Origin of the sequence: Niallia sp. HCP3S3_B10, assembly GCF_052064465.1 — a bacterium.
Taxonomy (GTDB): domain Bacteria; phylum Bacillota; class Bacilli; order Bacillales; family Cytobacillaceae; genus Niallia; species Niallia hominis.
In genome coordinates this window covers 1-4,808 of sequence record NZ_JBQHVO010000112.1, presented here as the reverse complement: position 1 = coordinate 4,808, position 4,808 = coordinate 1, and the positions used below count along the sequence as shown (strand labels likewise).

General features: G+C 36.1%; 8 protein-coding genes. 6 read left to right on the top strand and 2 right to left on the bottom strand.

What is annotated here, in order from left to right:
• Nucleotides 1-618: 618 nt before the first annotated feature.
• The 3 genes from ACTNDN_RS24390 (at nt 619) to ACTNDN_RS24380 (ending at nt 1,919) form a co-directional block, all read left to right on the top strand.
• On the top strand, nt 619-1,437 hold the full coding sequence (locus ACTNDN_RS24390; RefSeq protein ID WP_441132542.1) for a Cof-type HAD-IIB family hydrolase: 819 nt from the start codon (nt 619-621) through the stop codon (nt 1,435-1,437).
• A 137-nt stretch (nt 1,438-1,574) separates the two neighbouring features.
• On the top strand, nt 1,575-1,727 hold the full coding sequence (locus ACTNDN_RS24385) for a hypothetical protein (RefSeq protein WP_251628588.1): 153 nt from the start codon (nt 1,575-1,577) through the stop codon (nt 1,725-1,727).
• Complete coding sequence (locus tag ACTNDN_RS24380; protein ID WP_251628587.1) at nt 1,728-1,919, top strand: DUF3813 domain-containing protein; 192 nt, start codon at nt 1,728-1,730, stop codon at nt 1,917-1,919. It abuts the gene before it with no gap.
• Nucleotides 1,920-2,047: 128 nt separating this feature from the next.
• Here the strand turns inward: ACTNDN_RS24380 and ACTNDN_RS24375 are convergent, their stop codons facing one another.
• The gene (locus ACTNDN_RS24375; RefSeq protein ID WP_441132540.1) at nt 2,048-2,410 is read right to left on the bottom strand and encodes a hypothetical protein; all 363 of its coding nucleotides are present in this window, start codon (nt 2,408-2,410) and stop codon (nt 2,048-2,050) included.
• A 14-nt stretch (nt 2,411-2,424) separates the two neighbouring features.
• On the bottom strand, nt 2,425-3,249 hold the full coding sequence (locus ACTNDN_RS24370) for a YitT family protein (RefSeq protein ID WP_031540713.1): 825 nt from the start codon (nt 3,247-3,249) through the stop codon (nt 2,425-2,427).
• 206 nt (nt 3,250-3,455) lie between these two features.
• Here ACTNDN_RS24370 and ACTNDN_RS24365 point away from each other — a divergent pair, with 206 nt between their 5' ends.
• The 3 genes from ACTNDN_RS24365 (at nt 3,456) to ACTNDN_RS24355 (ending at nt 4,795) form a co-directional block, all read left to right on the top strand.
• Nucleotides 3,456-4,316: a DegV family protein gene (locus tag ACTNDN_RS24365; RefSeq protein ID WP_031540714.1), complete on the top strand. Its 861-nt coding sequence runs from the start codon at nt 3,456-3,458 to the stop codon at nt 4,314-4,316.
• An 89-nt stretch (nt 4,317-4,405) separates the two neighbouring features.
• Nucleotides 4,406-4,537: a DUF3941 domain-containing protein gene (locus tag ACTNDN_RS24360; RefSeq protein ID WP_081836758.1), complete on the top strand. Its 132-nt coding sequence runs from the start codon at nt 4,406-4,408 to the stop codon at nt 4,535-4,537.
• A 21-nt stretch (nt 4,538-4,558) separates the two neighbouring features.
• Nucleotides 4,559-4,795 (top strand): hypothetical protein, encoded by a 237-nt coding sequence (locus tag ACTNDN_RS24355; RefSeq protein WP_441132538.1) that lies wholly within the window; start codon nt 4,559-4,561, stop codon nt 4,793-4,795.
• Nucleotides 4,796-4,808 lie beyond the last annotated feature (13 nt).

The following is a 4,808-nucleotide window of genomic DNA, read 5'->3' as shown; positions in this document are numbered from 1 at the left end:
TGCCTTCCCCCACTGATGATTAGTTGAACCAATCGGACCTTTACGGACAGTTCTTCTCCCACTAGCTTCTTCGCATTCTCCTACAGCTAAAAGGGGAGAGTTACTGTCCGTTAAGAGTGGGATAAAGTGAAACTTTCATCAGCGGGGTGCCTTCCCCCACTGATGATTAGTTGAACCAATCGGACCTTTACGGACAGTTCTTCTCCCACTAGCTTCTTCGCATTCTCCTACAGCTAAAAGGGGAGAGTTACTGTCCGTTAAGAGTGGGATAAAGTGAAACTTTCTTCAGTGGGATGCCCTTTCCCCACTGATGATTAGTTGAACCAATCGGACCTTTACGGACAGTTCTTCTCCCATTAGCTTCTTCGCATTCTCCTCCAGCTTAAAGGGAATGTCACTCCGTTAAAAGTGGGGAAAACTGTAAAGATTATAAAGGGAGTTTATCTACTATTTCATTTATTTTACATAACTTAACAAGCTAAAAGTAGAATTAACGAATAAAGTGTAATAATATTCTATATGTATTAGTAAGTGTAACATGAAGTGGCATTTTTTTCGAAAATTACGCCCCTAAAAAGATGAATTTAAAATTACTATATTGACACTAAAGGAGACACTATGACAGAAAAACACCTAATTGCCTTAGACCTTGACGGAACTTTATTAAAAGATGATAAAACCATTTCTCCCCTTACAAAAAAAGTCATTCAAAAAGCGATGAATGATGGTCATGAAGTGATGATTGCAACTGGGAGACCTTTCCGCGCAAGCGAAGCGATTTATCATGAATTAAACTTACATACTCCTATCGTTAACTTTAATGGAGCTTTTATTCATCATCCAAAAGATTCAAATTGGGGTTTTTATCATTCCCCTCTTGATATAAAAACAGCTCGTGATATTGTGTCTGCGTGCAATGATTATCCTTTTCATAACATTATCGCAGAAGTAATGGATGATGTGTACTATCATTATCATGATGAAAAACTAATCGATATTTTTTCCTTAGGAAATCCAAAAGTAACGGTTGGAAACCTACTCGAATTTTTGGAAAGTGCTCCTACTTCAATCCTAATTCATGCAGAAGAAGAGCATGTTCCTGCAATCCGCAAGCATTTATCTGAAGTCCATGCAGATTTAATTGACCATCGCCGTTGGGCAGATCCATTTCATGTCATTGAAATTGTTAAAACAGGGATAAATAAATCAATTGGATTGCAAAAGGTGTCTGATTACTATCAAATTCCACAAAAAAATATTATTGCCTTTGGGGATGAAGATAATGACTTTGAAATGATTGAATATGCTGGAAAAGGGGTAGCAATGGGGAATGGGATTGATGAGTTAAAAGCCCTTGCTAATGACATTACTTTATCCAATGAAGAAGACGGAATAGCTATTTATTTAAATGAGGCTTTAAACCTTCGTGCTCTTTAAAAGTTGGGTATCTTTACCGTCTTTAAAGCTGATACTTTCGACCATACTATAATAGAAGCAGCAAATCACTGTTTCACTTGAAAATGAAATGCTTCTTTGTCTTTCCAATTATACTCTAACACTCGGAGGGATCATGAATGGGAAAACGAAATAAATCGAAACGCTTCGTACAGCAAGGAGTAGACTCCGTATCAAAGCATTCCGAACGTATCCCTTATCATATGACATATGCTGAAGCTGAGAGCTACAAAATGTCAAATGAAAGACAATTTCATGGAGGATTAGAATAAATGGGAAATAGACTTTTTCAAGAAGCCAGACAAGCAGTTGAAGTAGCTAAATATGCGAACGGCAAAGATTTAGACGGCTTAGTTGATAAAGCAAAGAATGCCATTAGCTCTGCATATTCGAACACAACTACAGCCGAACAGTCGCAATTAGCAGCTTTACAAAAAGAGCTGGATCAAATTCACACACAATAATGAATGAAGCTGTCCAAATAAAGTTACTCTTTACAAGCGTATAAAAAGAAAACGCTTGGGAGATATACTTTATTGGACAGCTTTTTTTTAGTAGTTTCGCAAGCCTGTTATGGAAATAAGCCGTAAGTTCAAGAAAATGTTTCTAACACCACTGGATATGGCTCTTTTCCCTCTTCCGAAAAGTATAAAATAACCGTTCCATTCGTAGGAAGATCTTTCTTATTCAAATGAATTTCTAGCATAAATTTGTGATTGGTTAATGGCACTTTCTTTTTGGCGATTAATTCATTGTGGCCATCCTCCACTGTATAATAGACATCATCTTCACTACCAGAAATCATCCCTTTAACGAGATAATTTCCATTTGCCCCATTTACAGAGAGATTAGAAAGATCCACTTTTTCTTTATTAGAATTTGCCGATGCTGTGGACATATACGGAATAATTCCACTTATGATAACACATAACACAACTGCTAGTATTTTCTGCAAACAAACAACCTCCTTTATGCTTTTCGAAAGAAACCTAGTACTGCTGTCGTCTGCACGACATTGGTAAATGCATGTGGATCAACTTCTTTAATGACTCGTTCTATATCAAATAGTTCATAACGTGTCACAACAATCATTAGCATTTCCTTTGGTTCATTGGAAAATGCTCCCCGCGCTGGCAAAATTGTAATACCCCTAACTAATTTTTCATGGATGGCAATCTTTAGTTCTGTTGTTTTCTTTGTGATAATCATCACGGTTAATTTTTGATGTGCAGTATGTATCGTATCAATCACCTTTGTTGCCGCATAGAGATTCACTAGCGTATATAAAGCTTTTTCCCAACCGAACATGGCGCCTGCTGTAATGATAATTGCTCCATTTAATATAAAGAAATAAGTACCGACGGGCTTATCTTGCACCCGAGAAAGAATCATTGCGATAATATCCATTCCGCCAGTAGATGCTCCCCACTTTAACGTTAACCCCACGCCAACTGCAGCAATTACACCACCAAAAACAGCATTCAGCAAAATATCATGTGAATAGCTTGTTACGGGAATGATTTCCATAAACAAAGACATAAAAACTACGCTTAAGAAGCTAAAACAGGTAAAGGATCGCCCTACCTTTAACCAGCCAAGTATAGCAATGGGAACATTGAGAATAAATAATAATATCCCTGTGGAAATTGGTGTTACTTTTGATACAAGTTGAGCTACTCCTGCAAAGCCGCTTGCATACACATCAGCAGGTATTAGGAAAAAATTCATGGCAATAGCATTTAATAATGCCCCAAAAATAACAACAATCAATTTTTTTGTTAATAACCAATACATATGTATCCTCCATTACTTTATATAGTAATTTTTACTATTATTGCATTTACTATTCATTGTTTTTTCCCTTGAAATTTTATAAACTACAAATAAGTATGCCTTGTTATCAAAAAACAAGGCATTTTCACAGAGATTATTGTTATTTATCATAACTGTACTCCAATTACCATATGTTTTTATAAAAAATAGAAAGAAGTGGAATGAATATGACTTTTAAAATCCTAGCAGATAGTGCAAGTGATTTACCTCTATCCTATTATGAGAAACATGAGGTGACACTATTACCGCTAAAAGTTAATTTAGACGGGATAGAATACGAGGATTTAAAAACAATTGAACCAACCACTGTCTATAATGCTATTCGCAGTGGACAAGTTCCAAAAACATCACAAGTTTCTCCAGCATTATTTAAAGATGTTTTTACAGCATTAGCCCAAAATAATGAAAAAGCTGTGTATGTTGCATTTTCTTCGCAATTATCTGGAACATACCAAACAGCAGTAATGATTTCGGAGCAAGTAAAGGAAGAATATCCTAATTTTGATTTCACAATCATTGATAGCAAATGCGCATCATTAGGTACTGGTTTAGTTGTTCAAGAAGCGGTGAAACTCCGAGATCAAGGTAAAGACGTAAGTGAAATTATACCACGACTAAAGTTCTTATGCGAGCATATGGAACACTTATTTACAGTGGAGGATCTAGAATATTTAGCCAAAGGTGGCCGTGTTTCAAAAGCATCTGCATTTCTCGGTGGGTTACTAAATATAAAGCCTCTTCTTCATGTAGAAGATGGAAAATTGGTTCCTCTTGAAAAAATTCGTGGCAAAAAGAAGCTCTTGCGCAGAATGATGGAACTAATAGAAGAGCGGGGCGAAAAATTGGATCAACAAGTGTTTGCCATAAGCCATGCAGATGATGAAGCAACAGCTTTAGAAGTGAAAGAAATGATTGTAGAAAAATTCCATCCACAAGACGTATTCATTTCTTCTATTGGTGCATCTGTTGGTTCACATACTGGTGCAGGAACGATCGCTATTTTCTTCTTAAATAAAGTTTCGGAATAACAGCTTTAACATAGAATAAAGTTTACTCCTTTCACTCATACTATCAATGTTCTATGGAACAAAAGATGATGCTGAAAGGAGTATTTATTATGCCACATACTTCTGATAATGATAAAAAAGCAAAAGACAACAATGCATTGCGTCATGAAAAGAACATGATGCGTGAAAAAAACCGCAAAAATGGTAAACATCAATACAGCAAAAAAACAGATCATTTATAATAAGTTATGGAGGGGCTGTCAATGGGATTGGCAGCTCTTTTGATAGGATTTGTTTTTGGTGTGGTGATTTATGGTTTCTTTGTTTGTTACCTTTTGATGCTGTTTTTTGTTAAGAAAGGCGTAGAGAACGTTTCTCTGTTACCTTTCCATGCAGATTTCTGCTCTAGTGGGCTTAGAGAATATAAATGTCAACACAAATATGTACAATTTTGCTTGCGTAAGGATGTACAAAATCACTCGTTTTCTTGCGTTAAATGAGCCTTTAATCGAT

What these genes read in the sequence shown, in the direction of transcription:
- ACTNDN_RS24370 (WP_031540713.1), bottom strand. Translation starts at nt 3,249, where the DNA reads ATGTATTGGTTATTAACAAAAAAATTGATTGTTGTTATTTTTGGGGCA.
- ACTNDN_RS24365 (WP_031540714.1), top strand. Translation starts at nt 3,456, where the DNA reads ATGACTTTTAAAATCCTAGCAGATAGTGCAAGTGATTTACCTCTATCC.
- ACTNDN_RS24390 (WP_441132542.1), top strand. Translation starts at nt 619, where the DNA reads ATGACAGAAAAACACCTAATTGCCTTAGACCTTGACGGAACTTTATTA.
- ACTNDN_RS24355 (WP_441132538.1), top strand. Translation starts at nt 4,559, where the DNA reads ATGGGATTGGCAGCTCTTTTGATAGGATTTGTTTTTGGTGTGGTGATT.
- ACTNDN_RS24380 (WP_251628587.1), top strand. Translation starts at nt 1,728, where the DNA reads ATGGGAAATAGACTTTTTCAAGAAGCCAGACAAGCAGTTGAAGTAGCT.
- ACTNDN_RS24360 (WP_081836758.1), top strand. Translation starts at nt 4,406, where the DNA reads ATGCCACATACTTCTGATAATGATAAAAAAGCAAAAGACAACAATGCA.
- ACTNDN_RS24385 (WP_251628588.1), top strand. Translation starts at nt 1,575, where the DNA reads ATGGGAAAACGAAATAAATCGAAACGCTTCGTACAGCAAGGAGTAGAC.